At 46.9% G+C, this 25,289-nt stretch carries 28 protein-coding genes; 23 read left to right on the top strand and 5 right to left on the bottom strand.

Annotated elements, in window-relative coordinates:
* Positions 1–332: 332 nt before the first annotated feature.
* The 6 genes from P364_RS0115310 to P364_RS0115290 all read left to right on the top strand — a co-directional run bounded on the left by P364_RS0115310 (position 333) and on the right by P364_RS0115290 (position 7,359).
* A complete protein-coding gene (locus P364_RS0115310) occupies positions 333–2,141 on the top strand; it encodes an AraC family transcriptional regulator (protein ID WP_236642092.1) in 1,809 nt (602 codons plus the stop codon).
* A gap of 192 nt (positions 2,142–2,333) precedes the next feature.
* Positions 2,334–2,477 carry a hypothetical protein gene (locus P364_RS38230; protein ID WP_236642088.1) on the top strand — a complete coding sequence of 48 codons (144 nt, stop codon included), beginning with the start codon at positions 2,334–2,336 and terminating at the stop codon, positions 2,475–2,477.
* Between the two features lies 1 nt (position 2,478).
* Positions 2,479–4,299, top strand: a complete 1,821-nt coding sequence (locus P364_RS35355; RefSeq protein ID WP_236642087.1) for an AraC family transcriptional regulator — start codon at positions 2,479–2,481, stop codon at positions 4,297–4,299.
* A gap of 151 nt (positions 4,300–4,450) precedes the next feature.
* Complete coding sequence (locus P364_RS0115300; RefSeq protein WP_024630977.1) at positions 4,451–5,488, top strand: NAD(P)/FAD-dependent oxidoreductase; 1,038 nt, start codon at positions 4,451–4,453, stop codon at positions 5,486–5,488.
* Positions 5,489–5,700: 212 nt separating this feature from the next.
* Entirely contained in the window at positions 5,701–6,345 is a 645-nt protein-coding gene (locus P364_RS0115295) for a hypothetical protein (protein WP_024630976.1), read from the top strand.
* A gap of 537 nt (positions 6,346–6,882) precedes the next feature.
* Positions 6,883–7,359 (top strand): hypothetical protein, encoded by a 477-nt coding sequence (locus P364_RS0115290; RefSeq protein ID WP_024630975.1) that lies wholly within the window; start codon positions 6,883–6,885, stop codon positions 7,357–7,359.
* Positions 7,360–7,581: 222 nt separating this feature from the next.
* Here the strand turns inward: P364_RS0115290 and P364_RS0115285 are convergent, their stop codons facing one another.
* Positions 7,582–8,175, bottom strand: a complete 594-nt coding sequence (locus tag P364_RS0115285) for a thymidine kinase (protein WP_024630974.1) — start codon at positions 8,173–8,175, stop codon at positions 7,582–7,584.
* Between the two features lie 184 nt (positions 8,176–8,359).
* Here P364_RS0115285 and P364_RS0115280 point away from each other — a divergent pair, with 184 nt between their 5' ends.
* A complete protein-coding gene (locus tag P364_RS0115280) occupies positions 8,360–8,572 on the top strand; it encodes a hypothetical protein (RefSeq protein WP_024630973.1) in 213 nt (70 codons plus the stop codon).
* A gap of 8 nt (positions 8,573–8,580) precedes the next feature.
* Here the strand turns inward: P364_RS0115280 and P364_RS0115275 are convergent, their stop codons facing one another.
* Positions 8,581–8,928, bottom strand: coding sequence for a potassium channel family protein (locus P364_RS0115275; protein ID WP_024630972.1), 348 nt, complete (start codon positions 8,926–8,928; stop codon positions 8,581–8,583).
* A 183-nt stretch (positions 8,929–9,111) separates the two neighbouring features.
* Positions 9,112–9,435: a DUF2627 domain-containing protein gene (locus P364_RS0115270; RefSeq protein WP_029881018.1), complete on the bottom strand. Its 324-nt coding sequence runs from the start codon at positions 9,433–9,435 to the stop codon at positions 9,112–9,114.
* Positions 9,436–9,669: 234 nt separating this feature from the next.
* On the opposite strand from P364_RS0115270, the gene lpdA reads away from it, so the two are divergent.
* The 5 genes from lpdA to lipB all read left to right on the top strand — a co-directional run bounded on the left by lpdA (position 9,670) and on the right by lipB (position 15,619).
* Positions 9,670–11,094, top strand: coding sequence for a dihydrolipoyl dehydrogenase (lpdA, locus tag P364_RS0115265; protein WP_024630970.1), 1,425 nt, complete (start codon positions 9,670–9,672; stop codon positions 11,092–11,094).
* 139 nt (positions 11,095–11,233) lie between these two features.
* Positions 11,234–12,262: a thiamine pyrophosphate-dependent dehydrogenase E1 component subunit alpha gene (locus P364_RS0115260; protein ID WP_024630969.1), complete on the top strand. Its 1,029-nt coding sequence runs from the start codon at positions 11,234–11,236 to the stop codon at positions 12,260–12,262.
* A gap of 2 nt (positions 12,263–12,264) precedes the next feature.
* Complete coding sequence (locus tag P364_RS0115255) at positions 12,265–13,251, top strand: alpha-ketoacid dehydrogenase subunit beta (RefSeq protein WP_024630968.1); 987 nt, start codon at positions 12,265–12,267, stop codon at positions 13,249–13,251.
* Between the two features lie 48 nt (positions 13,252–13,299).
* Positions 13,300–14,751 carry a dihydrolipoamide acetyltransferase family protein gene (locus P364_RS0115250; protein WP_024630967.1) on the top strand — a complete coding sequence of 484 codons (1,452 nt, stop codon included), beginning with the start codon at positions 13,300–13,302 and terminating at the stop codon, positions 14,749–14,751.
* A gap of 160 nt (positions 14,752–14,911) precedes the next feature.
* Positions 14,912–15,619 (top strand): lipoyl(octanoyl) transferase LipB, encoded by a 708-nt coding sequence (gene lipB, locus P364_RS0115245; protein WP_024630966.1) that lies wholly within the window; start codon positions 14,912–14,914, stop codon positions 15,617–15,619.
* 27 nt (positions 15,620–15,646) lie between these two features.
* On the opposite strand, the gene prli42 is transcribed toward lipB, so the two are convergent.
* Positions 15,647–15,748 carry a stressosome-associated protein Prli42 gene (gene prli42 / locus P364_RS37370; protein WP_090810668.1) on the bottom strand — a complete coding sequence of 34 codons (102 nt, stop codon included), beginning with the start codon at positions 15,746–15,748 and terminating at the stop codon, positions 15,647–15,649.
* An 83-nt stretch (positions 15,749–15,831) separates the two neighbouring features.
* On the opposite strand from prli42, the gene P364_RS0115235 reads away from it, so the two are divergent.
* A complete protein-coding gene (locus P364_RS0115235) occupies positions 15,832–16,965 on the top strand; it encodes a tripeptidase T (RefSeq protein ID WP_024630965.1) in 1,134 nt (377 codons plus the stop codon).
* 124 nt (positions 16,966–17,089) lie between these two features.
* Here the strand turns inward: P364_RS0115235 and P364_RS37365 are convergent, their stop codons facing one another.
* On the bottom strand, positions 17,090–17,224 hold the full coding sequence (locus P364_RS37365) for a Z-ring formation inhibitor MciZ (protein WP_143805505.1): 135 nt from the start codon (positions 17,222–17,224) through the stop codon (positions 17,090–17,092).
* A 121-nt stretch (positions 17,225–17,345) separates the two neighbouring features.
* On the opposite strand from P364_RS37365, the gene P364_RS0115225 reads away from it, so the two are divergent.
* From P364_RS0115225 to spoIIAB, 10 genes are all read left to right on the top strand, one after another.
* Positions 17,346–17,921 carry an NUDIX domain-containing protein gene (locus P364_RS0115225; RefSeq protein WP_024630964.1) on the top strand — a complete coding sequence of 192 codons (576 nt, stop codon included), beginning with the start codon at positions 17,346–17,348 and terminating at the stop codon, positions 17,919–17,921.
* 2 nt (positions 17,922–17,923) lie between these two features.
* Positions 17,924–19,141: an endonuclease Q family protein gene (locus tag P364_RS0115220; RefSeq protein WP_024630963.1), complete on the top strand. Its 1,218-nt coding sequence runs from the start codon at positions 17,924–17,926 to the stop codon at positions 19,139–19,141.
* Positions 19,142–19,326: 185 nt separating this feature from the next.
* Positions 19,327–19,956 (top strand): stage II sporulation protein M, encoded by a 630-nt coding sequence (spoIIM, locus tag P364_RS0115215; protein ID WP_024630962.1) that lies wholly within the window; start codon positions 19,327–19,329, stop codon positions 19,954–19,956.
* 108 nt (positions 19,957–20,064) lie between these two features.
* Positions 20,065–20,532, top strand: a complete 468-nt coding sequence (gene fur / locus P364_RS0115210; RefSeq protein WP_024630961.1) for a ferric iron uptake transcriptional regulator — start codon at positions 20,065–20,067, stop codon at positions 20,530–20,532.
* Positions 20,533–20,688: 156 nt separating this feature from the next.
* Positions 20,689–20,931 (top strand): DUF4227 family protein, encoded by a 243-nt coding sequence (locus tag P364_RS0115205; RefSeq protein ID WP_024630960.1) that lies wholly within the window; start codon positions 20,689–20,691, stop codon positions 20,929–20,931.
* Positions 20,932–21,004: 73 nt separating this feature from the next.
* A complete protein-coding gene (locus tag P364_RS0115200) occupies positions 21,005–21,895 on the top strand; it encodes a tyrosine recombinase (RefSeq protein ID WP_024630959.1) in 891 nt (296 codons plus the stop codon).
* A 179-nt stretch (positions 21,896–22,074) separates the two neighbouring features.
* Positions 22,075–22,899, top strand: a complete 825-nt coding sequence (locus tag P364_RS0115195; RefSeq protein WP_024630958.1) for a purine-nucleoside phosphorylase — start codon at positions 22,075–22,077, stop codon at positions 22,897–22,899.
* Positions 22,900–23,177: 278 nt separating this feature from the next.
* Positions 23,178–24,326: a D-alanyl-D-alanine carboxypeptidase family protein gene (locus tag P364_RS0115190; RefSeq protein WP_373456198.1), complete on the top strand. Its 1,149-nt coding sequence runs from the start codon at positions 23,178–23,180 to the stop codon at positions 24,324–24,326.
* A gap of 143 nt (positions 24,327–24,469) precedes the next feature.
* The gene (gene spoIIAA / locus P364_RS0115185) at positions 24,470–24,823 is read left to right on the top strand and encodes an anti-sigma F factor antagonist (RefSeq protein ID WP_036663380.1); all 354 of its coding nucleotides are present in this window, start codon (positions 24,470–24,472) and stop codon (positions 24,821–24,823) included.
* The gene (spoIIAB, locus tag P364_RS0115180) at positions 24,820–25,275 is read left to right on the top strand and encodes an anti-sigma F factor (protein WP_024630955.1); all 456 of its coding nucleotides are present in this window, start codon (positions 24,820–24,822) and stop codon (positions 25,273–25,275) included. The genes spoIIAA and spoIIAB overlap by 4 nt, the downstream gene beginning before the upstream one ends.
* Positions 25,276–25,289: the final 14 nt, after the last annotated feature.

Here is a 25,289-nt window from a genome sequence, read left to right as displayed (position 1 = left end):
TCGTTATATCATGGATCTCCTTACATATATCGGATGTTACACGAAGCAAATGAATATACGGAGGCTAATAAATTCACTTTCACTTGTGGATTTGCTTACTTACTGATAATAATTGATAATGGTTATCAATGAGTGAGGGATAGTTTAGTCACAATCTATTTAGACGGGGTTGGGTTAGTGAAATGTGGAATAATTATTACATACTCTGGAACTATGCTGCTGTGAATATTGCGGATATACGTTATATGGAGTTAAGCCCCTATGAGGAGCTAACATATACATTTCCTGCGAGCACGTTTGTATTCACCATCAAGGGGAAGGCCTATGTGACAATGAATGACCAGAAGCATGAGGTGAGTCGTTTTTATGTTCTCCATGGTGGAAAGGGAAGTATGCTGCATATTGAGGCTGGACAATCTGGATTGAACCTGTTTTACCTTATATACAGAGCAAGCTTGCCAAGTGGAGGAAGGACCGATCTGGGGAAAATGATGGAGCACCTGAATCCATTTCAGCTAACTTATGGTTTTGCTCCCAAGTCACCAGTTGAGCTTTATGAGCAGGTGAAACAGATGCACATTTTGTGGGATCAAAAGAACCCTATTCATCATTTTCAGGCAAAAAGTCTATTCTATCCCTTCGTAGAACAAATATCAGCACAGATTCCGCAATCTGCGAATCGCTATTCATATAAGAATCAAGTCAGCCATGTCATTGAAATTGTGGAATCCTCCTATGCCGAGCCGCTAACGCTGCACGTTTTGGCAGAGAAGATCGGCAGCAGTTCCAGAAGTCTGTCTCGCAAGTTCAAGCAAGCGACGGGTTATAGTCCAATCGACTACTTGACCCAGTTTCGCTTGTTCAAGGCCAAGGAGATGCTGCTGCACACCGACGCTACTTTGGATGAGATTGCAGCTGGCATCGGTTATCCGGACGGATATTATTTGGGACGCATGTTCAAAAAACATACAGGTGTTTCTCCCCTTCAATACAAGGAAAAGACGTCTGGAACGCTAAAATGGCCTGATCTGACATCGGCCTTGGCGCGAAATGACATTTCCAGTGGCAGAGCCAGAAGGTATGTTTATAACGATGATGATAATCATTATCAATATAAACACGGAGGAATAATGTACATGAATAGACAGACAAGAACGGGAATGCTGCTTACTATTTTATTAAGTCTTACTTTACTGCTTAGTGCCTGCTCGCCAGGCGCAACTAGTAATTCTGGGGGAGAAGCAGCTGGAGGCAAAGGGACTTCGAGTGCCACCAGCACAGTAACGGCAGATAGCCAATCGAACACTTCCGAGCCTCGTACCATCACGACGGTCAAGGGAGATATCACGGTCCCGGCTGAACCCAAACGAATTGTGGTTGATTTATATTTGGGCAGCCTGATTGCTTTGGGTATCAAGCCAGTAGGTACACCGGAGATGAACCTGAAGAATCCCTACTTTATCGAATCACTTGAGGGCGTAGAGAATATTGGGGAATACGAAACGATTTCTCTTGAAAAGGTGTTGGAACTGCAACCAGATCTGATTGTCACCGGTGATCCGGATTTGTTTGATTCTTTTAGCAAAATTGCTCCGACTCTGGTTGTTCCTTATGGAGAGTTGAAAAATACCCATGAGGAGATTGCTTATTTTGGTAAAGCACTGAATAAAGAAAAGGAGGCTGAGGCATGGTTAGCCAACTATGACTCACGTATTGCAGACGCAAAGAAGCAAGTTCATGATGCCATTGATGTGGATGCAGAAGTTTCGATCATGCAGTTTTATGATAAAGGACCCTTGGCCTTTGGTGATAATTTTGGTCGGGGAGGTCAGGCCGTATACAGTGCACTTGGATTAAATCCTCCAACAGATAAAAAAGAGCTATTAATGAAGGATCAGCTTGTTGAAGTGTCTTCCGAGGCGATTCCTGAATTTGCTGGGGATTACATTATTCTGACAGCAGATAATCTAACTGTGGATGAGTTGAAAACAAAACCGGTGTGGAGTTCGCTTGAGGCTGTCAAGAATGATCGAGTGTATATATGGAGTCCAGATCGTTCATGGTACTTTGACCCGATCGCAACGTTGGATCAGACCGAGGAATTGGCAGCTTGGTTCACAAAAATTTCGAATAAAAAATAATGGACCTAAGTGGAATGTAATTTGGCGAAATCTAATCCTGGTTAAAAACCAGTTGATAATGAAAATTATTATCATCTATAATGAAGGCATAATAGTGAACCTCTGCTAACACTTTGGTTAGAGGATGGTTTACAGAACGTTGGCCTGTACATGGTCTTTGTTCCGGGTGAGACTGGGATTGGAGAGTAATCGATGCAATTAAATGAACAGATGCAATGCTGGAATCAAGCGGCTGTTAAAATTCTGGATATACGCCGGATCGTCATGGAGGCAGGGGAAATACAGGAGTCATATTTGCTTCCGGCAAACGCCTTTATATACAGCAGCTCAACTTAAATTGGATGGAAATGCACATGAAGCACAGCGATTCTGTATTCTGCATGGTGGTAAAGGATCATCACTGGATATTCGGGTAAGCGAAAAGTTTGAATATTTTTTGCTGTTCTACAGGGCATTCCTTGTGTTTCCAAGTCATCGTAAAACATGGCAGTTGCCACAACCTCAGGTTGCTCCGTTTTCTTTGCAATACGGGTTTACGCCGAGTGATCCGCTTACTTTAATGCGCTATTTTGGTGCGCTGGAGAAAGCTTGGGATCAGGCAGACAGCCTGGACTTACTTCAAGTGAAAAGTTTGTTCTACCAATTTATTCATGAATTATCGTTTCAATTGGCACAGCAGGAGATAAGAACGGTGCTTCCAGACCCTATTGAGCAAACACTCCGCTACATACAGCAGCATTATAGGGAACAGGTCACTTTGGATTTTCTGGCTGAACAATTCAATTACAGCTCCCGTCATTTATCCATGCAATTTAAACGAAAGACAGGACACAGTCCGATTGATTATCTCATTCAAACAAGACTGGCCGAGGCCCGGAATCTGCTTATGCGATCGGATGCAACCCTACGTGAAATCGCGGCAGAAGTGGGATACGCGGATGTGTATTATTTCAGCCGTATTTTCAAAAAACATGTAGGCCTTTCTCCCACGCTCTATCAGCGAAAAATAAGAGATCAGAGTCTGGCAGAGGATCGTCCATTACAATTCTCCGAATCGTCCATTGGCTGGAGATGGATGCGAGGATATATTGATTATGAGAATCATTATCAATATATAGACGGAGGGTCTACATTAATGAAAAGAAGAAAAACAAGCTCCAGCATGATTATGGTTGCACTTTTGAGCATCACATTGCTTTTATCAGCCTGTTCAACAGGTTCCGCAACAACGCCGACAACGGGAGAAGGCACCAATGCGAACTCATCCAGCAGCACAGCGGCATCCTCGTCATCAGAATCAGGTAGCCAAACGAATAATGAAAATGGAACGCGCACGGTTCCCACGGTTAAGGGTGATGTTGTTGTTCCGGCAAATCCTAAACGGGTTGTTGTACTCTATCTCCAAGGAGACGTCGTTGCACTTGGAATTAAGCCCATTGCTACATCGGACGTATACGACGGAGCTGCATATAAGAATGAGCTTGAAGGTGTAAATTCACTGGGCACCTGGTTTGAACCAAATCCTGAAGCTGTCATTGATCTGGACCCAGATTTGATTATTGTTCCTTCAGAAGAGACTTACACGTTATTAAAAGATATTGCACCAACGGTGTATGTCCCATATGAGAAAATGACAACAGAAGAAAGACTCCACAGTATAGCCAGCATTTTTGGCAAAGAGCAGGAAGCTGACGTTTTAATTAATAATCTCAACAGCAAAGTAGAGGAAAGCAAACAAAAGCTGGCAGATGCTGGAATATTGGACAAAACGGTTTCCATTGTCGAGGGTGGTCTCAAAAGCATGTCGATTGCAGAAAGCAAGCAATATGGACGAGGCTCACAAGCCATTTATGAGTACTTGGAAATGGAAGCACCCGAAAAGGTTCAACAAAAAATAGATAAAGTATCAGAAGCTGCAGCTTCAACGGTATCCATGGAAGTTCTTCCCCAATACTTGGGCGACTACGTGTTTCGTTCGGTATATGAAGGGGCGGACAATCTGACGGATAACCCGGTATGGAGCAGTGTACCTGCTGTCAAAGAAGGTCGTTTAATTGAAATTGATTTTGATTTTTTCTATTATTCGGATGTATATTCAATCAACAAACAGCTCGATTTTGTCGTCGAACATTTACTGGCAGCTCCCAAAGTGAAATAGCGGACCAACGGGATGGCAGTTTTGTATAAGAAATGTTTGAATTTTAGCCATTGTAATTTGATAAGTTTCCCATTAGACTAGAAAAATAGTGATAATGAGAATCGATATCAAATAGTCGAGCGCTTTGGATCGAACTGATGGAGGTAACGAAATGGATCAGCATTTGGAATTATATGATGTAACAATTATCGGCGGGGGACCTGCCGGCATGTATTCTGCATTTTACAGCGGGATGCGTGATATGAAGACCAAATTGATTGAGGCGCGGGATAAATTGGGTGGTCGCATGCTCTTTTATCCAGAGAAAATGATCTGGGATGTTGGCGGAGTTACCCCCATTCTGTGTGAAAATTTAATAAAACAGCTGGAAGAACAGGCGAGAACATTTGAGCCAACGATTGTGTTTGAACAGCAAATTGAAGGATTTGAGCGTCAGCCAGATGGCACGATTCTGCTGACATCGGCTACAGGAGAACAACACTGGACACGTACCGTCATATTGGCGATCGGGTATGGTATATATAAAATGGCCAAGCTGGAGCTTGAAGGCGCTGACCGTTATGAGGTTACCAATCTTCACTATACGGTACAAGAGCTGGAACCCTTCCGTGGCAAACGTGTACTGATCTCTGGTGGAGGTGACTCCGCTGTGGATTGGGCGAATGAGCTTGAAGCACTGGCAGAACAAGTAACGGTTGTACATCGTCGTGACCGCTTTGGCGGATTGGAGCGCAATGTACTGAGGATGAGAGAATCCTCAGTGGATATTCGTACACCGTATGCCGTTGATACTTTGCACAGTCAAAGTGGTGAAAGCATCGAACAGGTGACAATATCCCATGTGGAGACAGGTGATAGCGAAATTCTTGATGTGGATGCGATTATCGTCAACCATGGCATGAAGAGCGATTTTGGTCCGATCCGGGATTGGGGACTTGATCTTGGTGAATGGCATGTCAGTACAACAGAGAAGCTGCAAACGAATATCCCAGGTGTCTTCGCCGCAGGAGACTTTGTCGATTACGGAAGTAAACTGTATCTGATTGCTGGTACATTTACGGATGCAGCACTCGCGGTAAACAGCGCCAAACTGTATATGGATCCTGAAGCAGAGAAAGTTGCTTATGTGTCTTCCCATAACAGCCGTTTTAAGGAGAAAAATAAAGCGCTTGGTGTTGTGGAAGAATAGAATCTCTTCATACTAAGTTTAACTCAAACGAAGTAGTTCCGGCTAATGCCGGAACTGCTTTTTTTAGCATCGGTTTGGGTATGAACTTCCCCTAATTGCACAACATAGAATAGGCACCGGAATTGAACACGCATCATCAACTGTCTATAATGAGCCATAGAAGTGAAAAAAACATCAAAAAATGTAAAACAGATTAGAGTGGAGTGCAGAATATGAAAAAAGAATTTCAACGTATATCCACATTGATTCATCGTTGGTTCAAAGACCCTGAGAAAAAAAGAATCAAATGGTCTGAAATTTATCTCGCTGTTGCTGGGAAAATGCACCGACTGCTGGTGGAAGGACGTCGCACACGTTCAGCGGCGAGAAGGCTGCATCAGGATTTGCCAATTACCGCTTTGGGCCAGATGAAGCTGGAGCCGGGGGATATTGTGTATACGCCAAGTTCGGAATCGACTTATTACGCCGGGCATATGGGGATTATTGGGCTCGATGGTAAAGTGTATCACGTTCACCCTTACGGGCCTGTATTTGCCGATTCGATGGACTGGTACATTACCCGCTTTTATGAAGGGGATCGTTTTATTGTATTTCGCTCCAGATTGAATCAGGCGGGGGTAAAGGCTGCGGAGTGGGTACAGGAACATTACAAACAGGTGAAATACTATCGTCTGCAGACGAATTTGCATAGTATTGAACGCAATTATTGTTCCAAGTTTGTCTATCAGGCGTACCAATTTACATCTGGTCTTGACCTGTGGAGTCGCAAGTTTGCCAAGCTGAATCTGGGATATATCTATCCATTTCGAATTGAGCGCTCCCCTGAGCTTGAAGTTCTTGGGACGTTTTATAAATAAAGCTCCACCGATGACGCCTGCTCTATTCTTGATTAAGAAGCTGGAGCAGGTTCTGTCGGTTTTTTTTATATGCCTAGTGATTAAAAACAGGAAAAAGGCTCAAAACGTCGAATAGTTTATGAGATAGACATGCAACTTGGAATCGTATACATAACCCATTGTAGGATCAATTATTGCCCAAGCATAAGCAATTCTCCCCTTAGAAGGCAATCAAGGAAGAGAGAGAAAGAGATGAAATGGCTGAACTTCGTGCGTAGATTCAAATCAAACTCAAATGTAGTAAAACTATCCGATTATACTCCCAAAAAGGAAAGGAGGTACCATTGTTCCATTTGTAATAAAAAAGTGAAGTCCATCGTGCATTATGCGACTTCCCAGGGAAATGTTACAGGTGTATGCAGTTCTTGTAAATCATTGGCGGAACATCGAGGAATGTTACCCATTTAATAAGGAAGAGATACGCTCAGGAAATAACATTGCTTTGATTTATGAGCGTTTTTGTAGTACATTAGCAAATGTATTCGAAGGAGGATTCTAATGTACTCAGGTAGACAAGACGATACTTTATACATCATGACCTACACCTTAAACAGCGGTATCAAGGGTACGGTTCCACTGTCAAATAAGCAGATTATTGAGTGGCTGGATTGCTACAGAAATGAGAAGCGCTTCGTGACCGAAATCGGCAAGGAGTTTTTTGGATTGAATGCAGGATTGGTAGCAGATTTTAAAGTTCAGAATCATTTATCGGATTATCAGCAGACAATTATGCCTACACAGCAGCAGGATAACATGGAACGTTTGTCCAGCGCATATAAATCAACCGAGTTATTAATGAAGATTGATTGCAAATGTGGCACGGCATATGTTACGGAATCTCCATATAAGCGCACCAAATGGTACTGCACCAAGTGCAAAGAAATTGTATTTTTGGATGCCAAAAAAGGAATGGTAGAAACGTCGCGTGGCGACGCTTACTACATGACCAACAAATATTTTGTTTCCCGGGACTAGCGGGAGATGACGGATGGGAAGCATCGCTGCAAGGCGGTGCTTTTTTGTGTACAGAAAGAATTAACAAACTAGATAAGGAGAGGTATATTAAGGGTATGCTGGTAAAATAGGAGCTATAGCAAAAAAAGCCCTAAGGGGCTTTTTTTAAAATTTCAAGGAAAACTGTAGCAGCAGATACCGCTGATCAGAATCTATAGACGAATCATTGTAAGCTGAATCAGCTCAGCATTCAACTTTGTGAGGAGGGATGAAGCAGCAGCGGCAGCGTGGCTCGTAAGCCTCTGAATCGCCAATCATGACAACCGGGCCAAGCGTCACAGGCTCTCCATTAACGATACGCTGGGTAAAAGCTGCATCCGGGCTTCCACATACGGCACAGAATGCCGACAGCTTCTCGATGTCATCCGCCATGGCGAGTAAACCGCCAACATATCCGAATTCCTTGCCACGGTAATCCATATTCAATCCATCCACGATGACATGTTTGCCACAGTAGGCAAGCTCGGAGACCAGTTCCATGATGGCACTGCTGAAAAATTGCACTTCATCAAATGCAACAACATCAGCATCTTTGGTCTGAGTCAGGATCATTTCCACAGATTCCGGGGTCAATTGCCGGGGAATGGAATGGGCAGGCAAACGATAGCCGATACGGCTAACAATCTCGTCTTGGGCAAATCGATCATCTTCAGCAGGTTTGTAGGCAACGACCTTTTTACGGCCAAATTGTATTAATTTTTGACAACGGCGAATGAGTTCACCGGATTTTTCACTAAACATAGGTCCTGTAATTACAGTAATTCGTCCTGTTTGCACAGTTCTGCTACTCCTCTCACATACGGGATTCAACAAAAAAAAGCGACCATTACAGAGTACCACAAAATCTTTAGTAAGAGCCAGAACTAATCTGAGCAGCTTTGTGTTACTATATGGATTGTTAAGCTGTTGGTTACGTCAGTGTAGTGGATGAACCAGGAGCGATTGAAAAGAGGTGTTAACGATGAGTGAAGCATTATCCGAATTGCAGGAGCGATATGAACGTTTGAAAGGGCAGTCGACCCTTGACGAAGCTGCGCAGATGTTGTTTGCAGATTTATTCGCTGAAGCGGAGCGGCTGCAAGCCAGTAATCTGACGTTGCGCAGAACGATTCTGAAGTCCTCTTCCAAAGAGTCACGCATGTCCACCAAGCTGCGGGATGCATTATACGAATAACCCGGAGACTACTCCGGGTTCTCTTCTGTCTGCAATTTACGGGGAAATAGAATACCTGCTGTAATTCTGGCAATCATGGCGAAGGTGAGGCCGATGCCTGCAAACATATAGATGACCGTAAATGCCTTGCCGAATCCGGTCGACGGTACAAAATCCGGATGTCCCACCGTGGTTAGAGTTACTGCACAGAAATACAGGGCATCAATCCAGTGCAGCCCTTCAACGCGGGTATAAAATAACGTGCCCGAGAGAAGTGTCGCAGCAGTTAATACAAACAAAGCCAGGAACTTCTGGTCCTTGAAGGCATGGAAAATGCCTTTGAGCAATCTTTTTAGCGTAATGATAAACGATACCATGTTGATCCATCCTGACTATGGAAGAGTGGGCATTGTGCATATTCAAGATACTAACTCTGAATTTATGCAAAATATGTGTTTGAATAAATAAGCATTATACCTGATCGTGCGAGGTATATAAAGGTAGTTATAAGGTCCGGATGATGAAAAGTGCAGCCAGAAAAAATGACAAAAAGCCCGGACTCAGGAAGTCGTACCGGGCGTGTCTGCTTTATCGGCTGCGGGTGCGCTTTTGGACCGAAAACGGGGTCCTACATAATTACGCTTGCGGTCACGGAATAGAATCCAGCCTCCCAGAAAGCTCATGCCTGCGGCAAACAGGACAAGTCCTCCGCCAAAGGAGAGCCATTGAAAACCTGGGGAGATCTGCTCGTTCCCATGCTCGGCATAATACAGGAAAAGGGCGTCTTTCATCATCAGAAATCCCTTCATGGCCATTAACCCGGGAATGACCAGAACAAGAATCGCCACAAATCGTGCAAAGACAAGTCTAGTATTCATCACCATTAAACTCCTTCTGGTTGAAGTTGACGTAAAATAAAGGTTGCGCTTACAGGTCATACCTGATTCCATCATAGCTTGGTTTCCAGAAGCTGTCCATGCGTTTCAGAGTCAAATTTTGAGTTGGCTGCTCAAGGGGAGTACAATGGAATACAGATAAATGTCTATGAAACAGAGAATCATCCGAATCATCATCTTACAAATTCATCGAAATTACATTTATAGAGGAGAACATAAGAGATGCCAATTACATGTGATGTTGCCATTCTTGGAGGAGGAACCGGAGGGTACGTTGCTGCCATCCGTGCTGCACAGTTAGGGAAACAGGTCGTTATTATCGAGAAGGATAAGCTGGGGGGCACCTGTCTGCATCGTGGCTGTATTCCGAGTAAGGCATTGCTGCGAAGTGCGGAAGTGTATGCGGAGATTCAAGAGAGTGAAGCTTACGGTATTGAGACAGCTGGGGCAACACTTGTATTTCCAAAAGTGCAGGCGCGCAAGGATGCGATTGTGGAGCAGCTTCATCAAGGTGTGCAGTATTTAATGAAAAAAAATAAAATTCAGGTCGTGCACGCCAATGGGCGCGTGATCGGACCTTCCATTTTCTCTCCTCAGAGCGGTGCAGTCGCTGTCGAGTTCGAAGATGGCGAGATGGATACAGTGGTGCCAACCAATCTCATTATTGCAACCGGCTCTCGCCCGCGGGTGCTGCCAGGTCTTGAGCCAGACGGCAGGTACATCATGAGCAGTGATGAGGCTCTGCGAATGGACGAACTTCCTGCATCTCTGATCATTGTAGGTGGTGGTGTTATAGGCCTCGAATGGGCCTCCATGCTGAATGATTTTGGGGTTGAAGTTACAGTTGTTGAAGCCGCCGCTCATGTATTGCCAGCAGAGGATGAAGATGTAGCGAAGGAAATGCAGAGACTGCTTGGCAAACGCGGTGTTCGTTTCCTGACAGGGGCCAGCGTCCTGACGGAGACATATAGCGTGGAGAAAGACGGTATTCAGATTGATGTCAAGCTGGGGGACGAGAAGCACGAGACCCTGAGAGCAGACAAGATGCTGGTGTCAGTTGGTCGTCAGGCCAATATCGAAAATATCGGACTCGAAAATACGGATATCAAGCTTGAACGTGGCTTCATTGCCGTGAACAACCATTTGCAAACCGGTGAGGGACATATTTATGCCATCGGCGATGTTATCGGCGGATTACAGCTTGCACATGCGGCGAGTCATGAAGGTATTCTGGCTGTGAATCATCTGGCGGGTGAAACGGTACATGCCGTCGAATCGCATCGAATCCCGCGTTGTGTCTATACACGTCCGGAAGCAGCGAGTATCGGATTCACGGAGCGTGAAGCCAAAGAGCGCGGTTACGAAGTCAAAACAGGCAAGTTCCCGTTCCAGGCGATTGGAAAATCCTTGGTTCATGGAAGCCGGGATGGATTCGTGAAGGTAATCGCCGATGCCAAGACGAATGATATATTGGGTGTACATATGATCGGTACCCATGTGACGGAACTGATCGCTGAGGCCTCTCTGGCTCAGATGCTGGATGCCACACCTTGGGAAGTGGGACAGACGATCCATCCTCACCCTTCTTTATCGGAAATCATGGGTGAAGCTATGTTGGCAGTTGACGGAAAAGCGATTGGAATGTAAGCCGGACAGGCTTATGAGAAAGGTCCTTTCCTTTTTTGGGTAAATGGGATTATAATAAGGTTAAGCCAAGTCTTAGTACCAGGTTATAAGATCGGGTAGTAAGACGGGCACAGGCTCTGATTAAAAGGAGGTACCTCATATGAGTTCACAAGGTACTGCAGACGCGGTCCATCGGCATGAACAGCTGGGACTTAGCGATGGTGAAGTATTGGATATGTACAAATACATGCTGCTCGCACGTAAGTTCGACGAGCGTTGCTTGCTCTTGCAACGGGCCGGCAAAATTAACTTTCACGTATCCGGTGTAGGACAGGAAGCTGCGCAAGTAGGCGCTGCCTTCGGTCTGGACCGGGATCACGATTATTATTTACCGTATTACCGGGATTATGGCTTTGTACTGGCAGTGGGCATGACGCCACGTGAGCTGATGCTGTCTGCTTTTGCAAAGGCGGAAGATCCGAATAGTGGCGGACGGCAAATGCCGGGTCACTTTGGGCACAAAAAGCTGCGGATTGTTACGGGCTCCAGCCCGGTTACCACACAGGTTCCGCACGCTGTAGGGTTTGCACTTGCTGCCAAAATGAAGAAGAAAGAATTCGTTTCTTTTGTAACTTTTGGCGAAGGGTCAAGCAACCAGGGCGATTTCCACGAAGGTGCCAATTTCGCAGGGGTTCATAAACTTCCCGTGATTATTATGTGTGAGAACAATCAGTATGCCATCTCGGTTCCGATCCACAAGCAGCTTAGTGGTAAAATATCGGATCGTGCACTTGGTTACGGGTTCCCCGGACTTCGTGTAGACGGAAACGATGCGCTGGAAGTATACGGTGCAGTTAAAGAAGCTCGCCGCCGCGCAATCGCTGGTGAAGGACCTACGCTTATTGAAGCGATGATGTATCGTTTGTCTCCGCATTCCACTTCCGACAATGATCTGGCTTACCGGACGAAGGAAGAGGTTGAAGAGAACTGGAAGAAGGACGGCGTCCTTCGCATGAAGAACTATCTGATCGACTGCGGCATCTGGGACGAAGCCCGGGATGCGGATCTGGCTTCCCAGCTTGCGTTGGAAATGAAAGAAGCGACTGAATATGCAGACAACGCGCCATATCCAAAACCTGAGGACACTCTGACGCACGTATATGCGGACAGCGAAGAAGGGGGACGGTAAGCATGGCGGTTATGGAATATATTGATGCAATCCGTCTCGCGATGAAAGAAGAGATGGAGCGGGATGAAAATGTCTTTATCCTTGGTGAGGATGTAGGGGTCAAAGGCGGCGTGTTCACTACAACCAAAGGGTTGCAGGATCAGTTCGGTGAAATGCGTGTCATGGACACACCTTTGTCCGAATCAGCCATTGCAGGTGTAGCCATTGGTGCTGCGATGTATGGCATGAAACCTATTGCCGAAATGCAATATTCGGATTTCATGCTGCCTGCAACGAATCAGATTATTAGTGAAGCGGCCAAAATTCGCTATCGCTCCAACAATGACTGGAGTTGTCCGATCGTTATTCGTGCGCCGATTGGCGGCGGTATTTTCGGTGGGTTGTATCATTCCCAATGTCCGGAATCGATCTTCTTTGGCACACCGGGTCTGAAAATTATAGCTCCTTACTCGGCATACGATGCGAAGGGACTGCTCAAAGCAGCCATTCGCGACCCGGATCCGGTACTCTTTTTTGAGAACAAAAAATGCTACAAGCTGATCAAGGAAGATGTGCCTGAGGATGATTACATCGTTCCAATTGGTAAAGCCAACGTGCTTCGTGAAGGAGCAGATATTACAGTTATCGGTTACAGCCAGCCACTTCATTTTGTCATGCAGGCTGCCGAGGAGCTGGAGCGTGAAGAAGGCATTACTGCTCACGTTCTGGATCTGCGCACATTACAGCCGCTTGATCGCGAAGCCATCATTGCATCGGCTCGTCTGACAGGAAAAGTGTTGATTGTGCACGAAGATAATAAAACCGGTGGTGTAGGAGCTGAAGTGGCAGCTATCATTAGTGAAGAATGCCTGTTCGAACTGGATGCGCCGATTCAGCGTCTCTGCGGACCGGATGTACCGGCAATGCCGATTAGCCCAACATTGGAGAAATTTTATATGCTGAGCAAGGATAAAGCCAAGGAAGCGATGCGTACGCTTGCCGAGTATTAATTCGTGTAGTGAGATCGTTTAAAAGCAAAGTTTGGAGTGATAAAACCAATGAGTATGAAATGGATCGAGGTCATTATGCCGCAGCTGGCGGAATCGCTGGTCTCGGCTACCATTGCCAAATGGTTGAAAAAACCGGGTGACCGGGTTGAACAATACGAGCCAATCTGTGAAGTCATTACGGATAAAGTCAACGCAGAGATTCCATCAACCGTTGATGGAATTATGGGTGACCTGTTGGTCGAAGAAGGCACGACCATTGCTGTTGGAGAAGCGATCTGCCGTATGCAGGTTGCTGCTACCGATGAGGAGGCCTCAGAGCAGGTAACACCAACCACGCAGCAACATAATGAGGCCCAAGGCCATGTACAACAACGTGCGAGTTACACACCTGCGGCAGGTGCAGTGAGTACGGCAGTTCATGATCCCAATCAGCCAATGCGTAACCGGTATTCCCCTGCGGTGCAGACACTCGCAGCCGAACATGGCTTGAACTTGCAGAATATTCAGGGTTCCGGAGCAGGTGGTCGGATTACCCGTAAGGATGTGCTGGCTTACGTTGCACAAGGAGGTAACACAAGTGCTGTTCCTGCAGAGTCTTCTGTTTCAGGGCAGCATGCACCTTCAGGAGCGCCTTCTTCTTCACCGTTCAGCGGCCTGAACCGGAGCGTCGGAGAAACCGGCCCATCTAATGCGGAGTCTATCCCTGCAGCTGATGCAGGCGTTCCTGTAAGACATTCCGGCATACATCTGACTGAAAGTCCGAAAATCCCGCAAATCGAAGTCGAGGGTGGCGGCCAGGGAAGATCCGAATATTTCATCGACGTTACCCCCGTTCGTAATGCTATTGCACGTAATATGCGTCAAAGTGTATCGGAAATTCCGCACGCATGGACGATGATTGAAGTGGACGTGACCAATCTGGTAATGCTCCGCAACAAACTCAAGGATGAGTTCAAGCGTAAGGAAGGCATTAACCTGACGTATCTGTCCTTCATGATGAAGGGCGTCGTCAACGCCATTAAAGACTATCCAATCATGAACTCCGTTTGGGCTGTCGACAAAATTATTGTGAAACGGGATATCAACCTGTCCATGGCAGTCGGTACAGAAGATTCTGTACTGACACCTGTAATCAAACACGCGGATCAGCGCAATATTGCAGGGTTAGCCCGGGAAGTGGATGAGCTGGCACGTAAAACACGTGAAGGTACTTTGAAGCTGGACCATATGCAGGGCGGTACGTTCACGGTGAACAATACGGGATCATTTGGTTCGATTCTGTCGCAACCTATTATTAACTACCCGCAGGCAGCGATTCTTACATTTGAGTCCATCGTGAAGAAACCTGTGGTCATCAATGACATGATTGCTGTCCGTTCCATGGCGAACCTTTGTCTTTCCCTGGATCATCGTATTTTGGATGGGGTCATCAGCGGACGCTTCCTGCAACGTGTAAAAGAGAACCTTGAAGGATACACGATGGAAACGAAAGTTTATTAAGGAGAGCGTATGCATCATTTCAATGAGTTACTAATGATGCCCGGCGCTGAATAGATGGATAATGGGAAAGTGTATGTGCCAAAGGCCGTGCACTTTTCCCGTTTTCTTCAATAATGCTCATCAGGCAATGAACATTGAAACAGAAGGGTGTGGAGAAATCATGAGCAAGCCGCTGGATGTTGTATACATACCGATGCTTGATTATGAAGAGGCTTGGAACCGCCAGAAAGCGATTGTGCAGCAACTGGATGAGGGAGAAGGAGCGGAACAGATGCTGTTGCTCCAGCATCCACCGACGTATACGATCGGTTCACAGAATCACCCGGAGCACCTGCTTCTCAGTGAAGATGAACTGCGGGAGCAAGGCATCTCCTTGTTTCAAATTGACCGCGGCGGTGATATTACTTATCATGGCCCTGGCCAATTGGTAGGTTACCCGCTGCTTGTTCTTGGACGGGATGAAGCTTTGGATTTACATGGCTATTTACGCTGTCTGGAACAGATGATTATTGATTATCTGGCTGATCAGGGTATTGAAGCGGGACGCAAAGAGGGTTACACGGGTGTATGGATCGAAGATCTGAAAATTGCCGCCATCGGTGTAAAGTTCAATCGGTGTAAACATCGGCGTGGCTTCGTGACGAGTCACGGATTTGCTTTTAATATCACCTCCGGCATTCAGCACGCAGGTTTCCAGGGAATTATTCCTTGCGGCATTGAGCAGTATGGTGTGACCTCGCTCGAGGATATTACAGGCAAAACCTACACTGTGGAACAGGTTGCACAGGATATCGTTCCATACTTCAATCGGATTTTCCCGTATGAGATTACCTGGATTACAGAAAAAGAAGCCCTTCTCCGTCTGTAAGTCAGACAGTCAAAAGGCTTCAGGTTTCTATCCGAACAATAAAGGTTCGAGCGCAATGAAAAGGGTGGACCCAATCATGGCGAGCAGCATGAGATAGATAATGATGCGGAACCATTTCTTTTTTTGCATGATGAGAGAACTCCTTTCAACAAATGAATAAACAGACCATAGTAATTGTATTGTAACGTATTGACGAAAGGTAGGAAAGTCCTATGATAAAACAGCAGCGCGTTATTGATCAGTTTATGGAACTGGTGCAGATTGATAGTGAGACAACCCATGAACAGAATATATCAAAAGTGTTAAAAGAACAATTTACTCAGCTTGGCCTCAGCGTATATGAGGACGACACGATGGAGAAAACCGGACATGGCGCGGGTAATCTCGTGATTACCTGGGAAGCCGAGGGTGCGGAAGAAGTAGCGCCCATCTTTTTCACCTGTCATATGGATACCGTAACACCTGGACAGGGAATTAAACCTGAGCTGGGTGAAGACGGCTGGATTCGCAGTGATGGCACGACCATTCTGGGTGCAGATGACAAGGCGGGGATTGCCGCTTTATTTGAAGCGATTCGAGCCATTCAAGAGAACAACATCCCTCACGGGAAAATTCAATTCGTAATTACTGTCGGTGAAGAATCGGGTCTGGTTGGTGCACGTGCAATGAATCCGAAGGATATTGAAGCCGAGTTCGGTTATGCCCTGGATTCCAACGGAGCGGTGGGTACAATTTGTGTGGCTGCTCCAGCCAGAGCGGAAATTCAAATGAACATCTATGGAAAATCCGCACATGCGGGTGTGAATCCGGAAGATGGGATCAGTGCCATTCAAGTGGCTGCCAAAGCAATTGCGGCGATGAAGCTGGGACGAATTGATGATGAGACTACGGCGAACATCGGCAAATTCCAGGGCGGTTCAGCACTGAACGTTGTCTGTGATTTTGTACAGATCGAGGCTGAGGCACGCAGTATTGTGCAGGAAAAGGTAGAACTGCAAGTAGCTCAGATGCGTGAAGCTCTGGAAACGACATGCCGCAAATATGGTGCAACCGCTGAATTCCGAAGTGAGATCCTGTATCCTGCATTTGGCTTCCATGATGAACACGAGGTTGTTCAGCTTGCGCAGCGTGCTATTCGAAGCCTGGGTCTGGAGACCAGCACGTTTGCATCCGGTGGTGGCAGTGATGCCAACATCTTTAATGGGTTCAACATACCTACGGTCAACCTGGCTGTTGGCTATGAATATATCCATACGACGAAAGAACGCATCCGCGCCGAGGATATTGTGAAGCTGTCCCAAGTGGTTGTGGCCATTATTCAGGAAACGGCTACAAGTAAAAAGTAATTCAAAAAGACGGGGCTTAAACTCCCCGTCCTTCAACCGAAAAGTCCGAATCCGGTACAAACCGAGTTCGGACTTTTTGGCAAAACCATGTTATATTCATGGGTACGACAGACCCTGAACAGAATCATTTGCGTCCAGCGAGCATATCGATTAATTTGGCTTCGGGACCCCACTCACGAACCCATTGTTTGAGGATGAGCTGGACTTGTCTGGCTTGTCCGACCACGTGTACGGATTGCGGTGTTAAATAACTGTTCATTGGTTGTCCCCCTGATTCGCTATATTGGCTTGAAATGGCTATAAGCTCACCATATGCCAAAAAACAGAGGTTTATACGTATAAAGAGAACCAAAATTTGAAGAAGTGGAGTTGAAAATCAGATGAACTCAACCAATCCTAAGCACCTGGCCAATCCAAAACTTGATGAAGAGACGATATCCACAGAGCCCATTTTCAAGGGTAAAGTCATTTCGCTACAGGTTGATACCGTGAAGCTGCCCAACGGCCAAACCGCTACCCGTGAGATTATCCGTCATCCTGGAGCAGTCGCAGTGCTCGCCCTGAATGGCGATCGCATGTTGGTGGTAGATCAGTATCGTCAGGCCATGGGACGTACCGAAGTGGAAATTCCGGCAGGCAAGCTGGACCCGGGAGAAGAACCTGAAGTGGCAGCAGCACGCGAATTGCGTGAAGAGACTGGTTATGTAGCTAAATCACTGCGGCATCTGCGTTCATTTTATACGTCACCCGGATTTGCGGATGAGATCATCCATTTGTACATCGCCGAAGAGCTGGAAGCAGGAGACATGGCTTTGGACGAAGATGAATTTCTCGAAGTGTCCGAGATTACGATTGAAGAGGCATACGAGTTGATGGATCAGAATCGGATTAGTGATGCCAAAACGATGATGGCTGTGTATGCCTGGGATCTTTACAGAACGACAGGACGGTTTTAACGATGAATGAGCAACGGGCAGCGTCTGCGGGTTGGGATCCCTGTTATGCAGACCTCCACATTCACATTGGCCGAACCTCACGTGGTGAAGCTGTCAAAATCAGCGGCAGCCGTGATCTGACATTTGAGAACATTGCCAGGGAAGCCTCGGATCGCAAAGGAATTCATCTACTCGGTGTCATTGATTGCCACTCTCCGGTTGTGCAAATGGACATCGAACAGCTGCTGGAGAACGGCACGATGTCCGAACTTGAGGGAGGGGGCATTGCTTATCAGGACACAACCATCCTGCTGGGTACGGAATTGGAGCTGCGTGAACCGGGGATGCGGGAGTTTCATATGCTGGCCTACTTCCGTGATCTGAAAACGATGAAGTCCTTCACGGACTGGATGAAACGTTATATGAAAAATGTGAACCTGAGCTCTCAGCGGGTGTATGTACCTGCGCTTGAGATGCAGGCTGAGATTAAAGCGCGGGGTGGGCTTATTGTGCCAGCGCATGCTTTTACCCCGCATAAAGGCATATATGGCAGCACAGCCCCTCGTATGGCTGATGTGCTGGACCCAAGCCTGATCGATGCCGTCGAGCTTGGACTCAGCTCCGATTCATCCATGGCCAGCTACATTCGGGAGCTGGATCAAGTTCCTTTTCTGACCAACTCGGATGCTCATTCTCTGGGTAAGATTGGACGAGAGTATAACGAGTTGCAGCTCGCAAAGCCTTCCTTTGAAGAATTCAACATGGCACTCAAGGGACAGGAAGGCAGAAGTATTATGGCCAACTATGGCTTGGATCCGAGACTTGGCAAATACCACCGTACCTATTGTGCAGCCTGTGGAAGCATTATGGATGAGCAAGCGATGTCGGCTGAACGCTGTCCACACTGTGGCAGTGTGAAGCTAGTGCAGGGTGTACTTGATCGCATATTGGCCATCGCTGATCGGGAGAGCCCGCATGTTCCAGCAAACCGGCCTGCTTATCACTATCAGGTACCGTTGGAATTCATTCCAGGTTTGGGGAAAGCCAAGCTGCGCCAGCTGCTGGACCGCTTTGGAACGGAAATGAACGTATTGCATCGTACAAGTGAGGTTGAACTTGCAGAGGTCGTTGGACCTGTTCTCGCAGGCCTTATCGTGGCGGCACGGAATGGTCAACTGGAATTGTCATCCGGAGGCGGAGGCACGTACGGAAAGGTGTCTAACAAGGAAAGATCGGAGTAGAGAAATTTGTAGTAGGCTCATAAAGTGATTTAGCAAATGGGGTGTTGAAACGACATTGGTCTTGAAGAAGGAAGCTGAATCTTGGACAAGAGTCATACGTGTGCATTCCGGTTCATAAGAATGACTATGAGGATTACATTCGAAATCCTTGCAGCATGATAACCGGAAAGGGGACTCGCACCTGTATGCGCTCTGCCTACTTCACATTCAAAGGCCAAAGCTCGTTATATGTATTCGTGGCTGTTTTGTTTCTGGTGGGTGTCATTTTTGGCGCCCTGATGGTCAACGCCCTGTCCCTTGAACAACGCCAGGATCTTGAAGGATATCTGGGCAATTTTTTCATGACGGTACAGCATAGCGGACAAGTTGTTGAAACCGGGACCTATTGGGACATTGCCATGCTTCATCTAAAATGGGTAGGTCTGATCTTCATTCTGGGTTTATCGGTCATCGGCCTGCCGGGCATACTGGTTCTGGATTTTCTGAAAGGTGTGCTTATTGGATTTACAGTGGGTTACCTTGTCGGACAGTATTCCTGGAAAGGGTTATTGTTTGCTCTGGTTTCCGTTGCACCTCATAATTTATTTGTGATTCCGGTACTGCTGATTTGCAGTGTGTCGGCCATGACCTTTTCCTTATATATTATTCGGAACCGTGTTCTGATGCAGCGGACGCCAGGCCGTCAGAAACCTTTTGCTTCTTACATGGTGTTGACTCTCGTTATGGCAGCGCTGCTGTTAGGGGTTGCGTCATTTGAAACATGGGTCACACCTGCGATGATGCGTTGGGTCACGCCGATGTTACTACCTGCTTAGCTTGCGCTGTGAACGTGTAAAATGTTGACTTTAATTATGTACTCCCCCTATAATGAAAGAAGTGGGTTAAGTTGCAGTGTGCAGTGATTTCCTAGGGGGAGGGAGAAAATGGAAGCACGGATCGATAAAATTAAGCAGCAACTACAGTCCCAAGGATATAAATTAACGCCCCAGCGGGAAGCCACCGTAAGAGTACTTCTTGAGAATGAAGAAGATCATCTGAGCGCAGAAGACGTATTCATGCTCGTGAAAGAAAAGGCTCCCGAAATCGGTCTGGCAACCGTGTACCGTACCCTCGAACTGCTGAGTGAGCTGCATGTTGTAGAGAAAATCAACTTCGGCGACGGTGTAGCGCGTTATGATCTACGCGGAGATACATCCAAGCATCACCATCATCACTTAATCTGTGTTCAATGCGGAAGTATGGATGAAATACGTGAAGACTGGCTTGGACCGCTTGAAGAGCGACTGGAGCGGGAATTTAACTTTTCGGTAGTAGATCACCGACTGGATTTCCATGGGATTTGTTACCGTTGCAAAGCTAAAAATGACCAGAAGCCCAAAGATGAAGAATAACATAGCATATCTTCAAGCTCTCACCGGCGGTTTTGACGGGAGAGCTTTTTTGGTCCAGCGTGTGATGTGAGGTTTACCCTGAATGTCATATTCCTGTGTTTGCGGACATACCCTGATTCTAGACGAATCAGTTCGAACCAGGAGGGGGTACAACCCATGATTATATCGCTACGGAGAGGGCTCCGTTTTATTCGATTTATCGTATTTTTTGCTGCATTAGTTTATCTGTTTTATCATGTCCTGGATTTGTTCAACGGCTGGATCTCACCTGTGGACCAATATCAGATGCCAACAGGAAATGCGGTTAAAGTATTTCAGGAAACGGTTTGGCCTAGTAACGGGGAAGGACGTCCTACGATGGCAGAGCGTCTCCGTTTATTCTATTGGTACGGAGAGTAGCTGGACAGCCAGGGATGCAAATACGGAAGCAGGTTGCCCGTGTGGCAGTCCTGTCAGATGAGGAGCGTTGTGCATGAAGCAGACGATACACGCCTATGCCTTATACTTGGAAGAGGATAAAGGGATGTCGAGCAGCACGCTGGAATCGTATCTTCGGGACGTGGACAAGTTCATCGAATTTGCGGATAAAGAATACGGTATCCGGGAAGCGGAGCAGGTACGCCGGACGCATGTGATCCTGTTTATAGGTCAGCTGAAACAGGCAGGTCGTGCGAATGCTACTATTGCTCGCAGTGTCGTATCCCTGCGCTCCTATTTTCATTTTTTGATGCGGCGTGGTGAGATATTACAGGACCCCACGTTTGATGTGGAGGCTCCAAAAGCAGACAAGACACCACCACAGGTGTTAACCATCCAAGAGATCGAATTGTTGCTCGCATCCCCTGATACTCGTTCACCGCAGGGTGTTCGTGACCGGGCCATGCTGGAACTATTGTATGCAACAGGCATTCGCGTCTCCGAACTGATTGCGCTGGACGTTAGGGATGTACAACCAGGTATGCGCTTTATCCGCTGTGGAGGTGCCGGCAAAGAACGAATTTTGCCTATAGGTGCGCCCGCAGCACAGTGGGCGAGTGTTTATGTGAATGAGTATCGCAACCTGTTAGTCAAAAATGAGGCGGACGAGCAGGCTCTCTTTGTCAACGTGTCCGGCAGAAGATTAACCCGTCAGGGCTTCTGGAAGCTGCTCAAAAAAGCAGCGGTGGATGCGGGAATCTCAGGTGAAATTACGCCACATACGCTGCGTCACTCCTTTGCCGCTCATCTGATTGCCAGTGGGGCAGATACACGTGCGGTGCAGGACATGCTTGGTCATGTGGAGCAGCCTGGGCAGCAGTATGGACATCATGGTCGCAAAACGATGAAAGAGATTTATGAATCTCATCATCCGCGGGCAAAATAGTTTCTACTTGGATATAAATCTGCAAAAAAAAGCGGAACAATAGACCGATTTAGGATAAAATAAATTGAACACACGTAAACGCCGTTATACATAAGCAAATGCATCGATTCAGTGTGTATGTTTCAATTGATGCATTTGCGGAAACAGACGGAACGTTTCAACTCAAGGGGGAACATCTTATGACAGGATTAAACCAACAGATGATTTTGGAAGCGGCATCTTACATTCAAAGCAAAAGTTCCATTAAACCGGAAGTCGGTTTGATTTTAGGTTCAGGACTTGGCATTTTGGCAGAACTGATTGAAGATGGCGTCAGCATCGCTTATCAGGATATTCCGCATTTTCCAGTGTCCACAGTCGAGGGACATGAAGGCGAATTATTGGTGGGAACCATTAAAGGCCGTCCGGTCGTCATGATGAAAGGTCGTTTCCATATGTACGAAGGATATGGTCCGGAACTGACAGCTTTCCCGGTACGTGTTATGAAAGAACTGGGTGTGACTTCCTTGCTCGTAACGAACGCAGCAGGTGGTGTGAACACCTCATATGAAGCTGGTGACCTGATGCTGATCTCGGATCATCTGAATCTCACAGGCAAGAATCCGTTAATCGGACCGAATGACTCCGCCTTGGGTGTGCGCTTCCCGGATCTGTCCGAAGCCTATAGCCGCCGTTTGCGCGCGCTGGCGAAGGACACGGCCGCTTCACAAGGTTTTGATGTACGTGAAGGTGTATATGCAGGGATGCTCGGTCCGAACTATGAGACACCAGCTGAGATCGTGATGCTGCGTACACTGGGTGCAGATGCTGTGGGCATGTCGACGGTTTCCGAAGTCATCGTGGCACGCCACGCCGGCCTGGAAGTGCTCGGTATCTCCTGTATCAGCAACATGGCTGCCGGCATTCTGGACCAGCCGTTATCGCATGATGAGGTTATGGAGACGACAGAGCGTGTTCGTGAGTCTTTCTTGGCCCTTGTTCTGGCTGTTATTCCACAAATGTAAGTTGTAATATAGAGAAGCAATCTTCCCTCGTGAGAATCATTGGGGCAGATTGCTTTTTTTATTGATTTGCTGTAACAAGCTGCTCATCAACGAAGTGGGTGCAGGTACTTTTTTTGTGTTTCACACCGATTAGATAAAAAGTTCGGGAAATCATTCTTTACATGGAATAATTTAGTCCAAACGGGCCGACAATGATTAGCAGTACATGCATGGAACATGCAGTAAGCAAGTCATTTGAGGAGGTAACCCTAGTGAAGAAACGAATAATGGCATCGTTCATGACCCTTTGTATTCTGCTGCCCCTGGTGGCATCAACAGCGCTGGCTGAAGAAAAACCGAAAGCTGCGGGAGGAGCAGATCTGGCCCCGTCGGCACGCTCCGCCATTTTGATGGATGCGGATACGGGCACGGTTATTTTTGAAAAAAACAGTCATGATCAGCTGCCTCCGGCGAGCATTACGAAGATTATGACCATGCTGCTCACCATTGAAGCGGTCGACTCGGGCAAGCTTAAGATGACGGATAAAGTGAGAACGAGTGAATATGCCGCATCCATGGGTGGATCACAGATTTTTCTGGAGCCTGGAGAAGAGATGACGGTCGATGATATGTTAAAAGGCATTGCCATGGCATCCGGTAATGATGCCTCTGTAGCGATGGCCGAAAAAATTGCCGGCTCCGAGGAAGCCTTTGTGCAGCTAATGAATGAGCGCGCGAAGGAGCTCGGCATGAAGGATACTCATTTTTCCAACTGTAACGGCTTGCCGGTAGAGAACCATTATTCTTCCGCCCATGACATTGCGGTCATGAGTCGTGAGCTGCTGAAGCATCCCGGGATCACGAAATATACAGGAGCATACCAGGACTACCTTCGTAAAGATAGCGAGAAGCCATTTTGGCTGGTGAATACCAACAAATTAGTTCGTTTCTACTCCGGTGCGGACGGATTGAAGACAGGATATACATCCGAAGCCAAGTTCTGTCTTTCGGCTACCGCGATGAAGGACGGGCTGCGTACCATCGCGGTTGTACTTGGAGAACCCAATACGAAAACACGGAACAGTGAAGTGTCCTCGATGTTTGACTATGCTTTTGGGCAATACACGATGAAAGCTCTTTACAAGTCAGGGGACCTGCTGGGCAGCCTGAAAATTGAAAAAGGTGAAGTGTCCGAATTGCCGCTGAATGCAACGCAAAATTATAGTGTGCTGATGCGCAAAGGTGCGAAATCGGATGAGATTCGTCATGAATTGCTGATGGCAAAAGAATTAAAAGCTCCGGTTAAAGCAGGTCAGAGTGTAGGTAAGCTTGTCGTCTACCAGGGCAACGAGGTAATTAAGGAATTCGACATTCAGGCTCCTCAGGATGTGAACAAGGCTGGCTGGTGGAAGCTGTTTAAACGCACAACCTCCAAGTTGTTCGATTAAGTGGCGATTGATGCAGGGTACGTACATCCTTTGAACATATTTTGTAGTTAAATAGGGGTTTTCTTCTAGTTTTGTCGGGGGGCAGGAAAAGCCTTCGGAAACGTAGAAATCTTTGTTCAAGACAGGGAGGAGAGTGAGCAAACGTGAACTTGCATGTGGAAATGGAACATCACCGCGGGATTCTGATTGTGCGATTATCCGGGGAGCTGGATCACCATACAGCTGACATGGTACGGATGCAGATGGATGAAGCTATTCAGCGCAGACAATGCGAGCATCTGGTACTCAGCCTGAAAGATCTGCAATTTATGGACAGTTCGGGTCTGGGTGTCATTTTGGGAAGATACAAGCTCATTAAGAATAAAGGCGGCAAGATGGTTGTCTGTGATGTTAATCCGCCAGTGTATCGTTTGCTGGAAATGTCGGGATTGTTCAAGATTATGCCGATTTACGAAAATGAGGGAACTGCTCTCTCAGGTCTGGAGGTCGTCTCATGAATGAAGGAACGGGGGCAAATTTCATGAATCTGCAATTCGCGGCCAAGTCGGAGAACGAATCGTTCGCCCGGGTGACGGTTGCTGCCTTCATCTCCCAGCTTGATCCTACGATGGACGAGCTCAGTGATCTGAAGACGGTCATCTCGGAAGCCGTAACGAACAGCATCATCCACGGTTACAATAACAATCCGGAAGGTGTCGTGTCCATTCAAGCCGAGATTCGCGATGACATGATTACCATTATTGTGGAAGACCGTGGTGAAGGCATCGAAGATCTTGAACTGGCCAAACAGCCGCTGTATACGTCCAAACCCGAACTTGAGCGCTCGGGCATGGGTTTCACCATTATGGAAAACTTCATGGATGAATTCGAAGTCAGCAGTGAGCCCGGCAGAGGCACCTCCATCAAGATGAAGAAGAGGATCGAATCCAAGAAAGCATTGTATAATTAGGGGTTGGTGTTCTT

The organism is Paenibacillus sp. MAEPY2 (assembly GCF_000499205.1).
Classification (GTDB): Bacteria; Bacillota; Bacilli; order Paenibacillales; family Paenibacillaceae; genus Paenibacillus; species Paenibacillus vandeheii.
This window is presented reverse-complemented; position numbering and strand designations above follow the sequence as displayed.